Source organism: Janibacter sp. CFPM2_SD2 (genome assembly GCF_057364645.1).
Genome location: NZ_JBNFOF010000295.1, coordinates 1 through 2,399 on the forward strand (window position 1 = coordinate 1; position 2,399 = coordinate 2,399).

1 protein-coding gene and 3 pseudogenes are annotated in these 2,399 nt (G+C 74.0%); all 4 read right to left on the reverse strand.

Going from position 1 to position 2,399, the window contains the following annotated elements; translation table 11 throughout:
* Positions 1 to 244, reverse strand: a pseudogene (locus AC2W7J_RS17515) (hypothetical protein); the annotation flags it as partial.
* Complete coding sequence (locus tag AC2W7J_RS17520) at positions 241 to 756, reverse strand: shikimate kinase (protein ID WP_427802285.1); 516 nt, start codon at positions 754 to 756, stop codon at positions 241 to 243. The gene AC2W7J_RS17520 and the pseudogene AC2W7J_RS17515, both read right to left, overlap by 4 nt.
* Positions 753 to 1,991 (reverse strand): annotated as a pseudogene (gene aroC / locus AC2W7J_RS17525) (chorismate synthase). The gene AC2W7J_RS17520 and the pseudogene aroC overlap by 4 nt, the downstream one beginning before the upstream one ends.
* A gap of 26 nt (positions 1,992 to 2,017) precedes the next feature.
* Positions 2,018 to 2,399, reverse strand: a pseudogene (locus AC2W7J_RS17530) (shikimate dehydrogenase); the annotation flags it as partial.

Sequence of the window (2,399 nt, forward strand, 5' to 3'; positions counted from 1 at the left end):
GCGGCGACCTCGACGGTCTTGGCCGCTCGGCGTCGGGCACTGCGGCGACGTGGACGTCGAGCCCGGCGGCGCGCAGCGCGTCGACGACGGGCTCGGCGAGACGGGCGAGAGGCTCGCCGTGGACGACGAGGACGCGGGCGACGTCGTCCGGCAGCACGTCGACCACCCGGGCTGAGACCCCATGACCGACGAGCACGTCGTAGTCGTCCCCGACGGGGATCGTGGTCACATCGGAGGGGCTCATGCGCCCTCCTCGAGCACGGTGAGGGCCTGCGCGACGACGGTCTCGACGTCGCGGCCGGCCGTGTCGACCCGGTGGGTCGCCAGGGCCTCGTAGGTCGGGCGCCGCGCCTCCATCGTCTTGATCCAGCTCTGGCGCGGGTTGACCGACAGCAGCGGCCGGCTCTTGTCGAAGCCGATCCGCTTCGCTGCGTCGGCGATGCCGACGTCGAGGAAGAGCACCCGGTGGGCGCGCAGCGCCTCGGTGAGCGCGGGGATCATCGGTGCTCCCCCACCGAGCGCGAGGACGGTGCCGTCCTCGGTCAGGGCGTCGAGGACGGCCCGCTGCTCGGCGGCGCGGAAGTAGTCCTCGCCCTCGTCGACGAAGAGATCGGAGATGCTGCGGCCCTCGCGCTCCTCGACGAGTGCGTCGGAGTCGACGAGCCGTCGGCCGAGACGCTCGGCGAGCTGCGCCGCGACGGTCGACTTGCCGACCCCGGGCGGTCCGATGACGACGACGAAGGGAGCGCCGCTCACGCCTCCCACGTCCGCATGAGCTCGGGGATCGCGTCGAGGTAGGCGCGGTGGTTGCGCGCGGTCTCGGCGACCGAGTCGCCGCCGAACTTCTCGACGCAGGCCTCGGCGAGGACGAGCGCGACCATCGCCTGGGCGACGACGCCCGCGGCCGGGACGGCGCACACGTCGGAGCGCTGGTGGATCGCGGTCGCCGGGTCGGTGCCGGCGACGTCGATGGTCTCGATGGCCGCGGGACCGTGCTGATCGGCTTCATCGCGGCGCGCACGCGCAGCACGTCACCGGTGCTCATGCCCCCTTCGGTGCCGCCGGCCGCGACCGGTGCGGCGGTGGATCACGCCGTCGCCGTCGCGCTCCATCTCGTCGTGGGCGGCGGAGCCGCGGCGGCGGGCGGTGGTGAAGCCGTCGCCGACCTCGACGCCCTTGATCGCCTGGATGCCCATGAGGGCGCCGGCCAGGCGCGCGTCGAGGCGACGGTCCCAGTGGACGTGGCTGCCCAGGCCCGGCGGCAGGCCGTAGGCGAGGACCTCGACGACGCCGCCGAGGGTGTCCCCGTCCTTCTTCGCCGCCTCGATCTCGGCGACCATCGCGTCGGTGCCCTCGCGGGTCATGGCGCGCACGGGGTTGGCATCGAGGGTCGCGGTGTCGTCGGGGGTCGGCAGCGGACCGTCGGCGGGGGCCTCCCCTTCGCCGATCGCGACCGTGTGCGCGACGAGCCGGATCCCGTAGGCCTGCTCGAGGAAGCGCTCGGCGATCTCGCCGAGGGCCACGCGGGCCGCGGTCTCGCGGGCCGAGGCGCGCTCGAGCACGGGACGGGCCTCGTCGAAGCCGTACTTCTGCATCCCCACGAGGTCGGCGTGACCGGGCCGCGGACGGGTCAGCGGCCGGTTGCGGGCGATCTCCTTCTCCGCGTTGACGTCGTCGGACGCGGCGAAGGCGGCGGCGTCGACGGGGTCGGCGCTCATGACCGTCTCCCACTTGGGCCACTCGGTGTTGCCGATCATCACGGCGAGCGGCGAGCCGAGGGTGCTGCCGTGGCGCACGCCGCCGAGGAAGGTCACCTGGTCCTGCTCGAACTTCATCCGGGCACCGCGGCCGTAGCCGAGTCGACGACGGGCGAGGGCACCCGCGACGTCCGAGGTCGTGACCTCGACCCCGGCCGGCAGTCCCTCGAGGGTCGCCACGAGGGCCTGGCCGTGCGACTCACCAGCAGTCAACCAACGCAACATGTCTGGCATCTTCCCATCCCGCGGGCGAGGTCCCGTCAGGCGTCCGGGGTGTGGCCGAGCGCTGCCCGACCGGCGGCCTGCATCGCCGCCACCGGCGCCGGCTCTCCGGTGAAGAGCTCGAACTGCCGTGCTGCCTGGTGGACGAGCATCTCGAGCCCGGAGACCACGGTGGCGCCACGCTCCCTCGCGGCGCGAGCCAGTGGTGTCGGCCAGTCGGCGTAGACGACGTCGAGCAGGACGACCCCCTCGAGGTCGGCCCCGTCGATCGTGGCCGCCACGGCCTCGTTGGCCGCGCCGCCCGGCACGGTGCTCACGACGACCTGCGGACCGGTCGAGGTCCACGAGCGAAGCGGGCCGGTCCCACCGGTGACCACACCCGGCACGGCCTCGGCGAGGGCGGCGGCCTTGGCCTCGTCG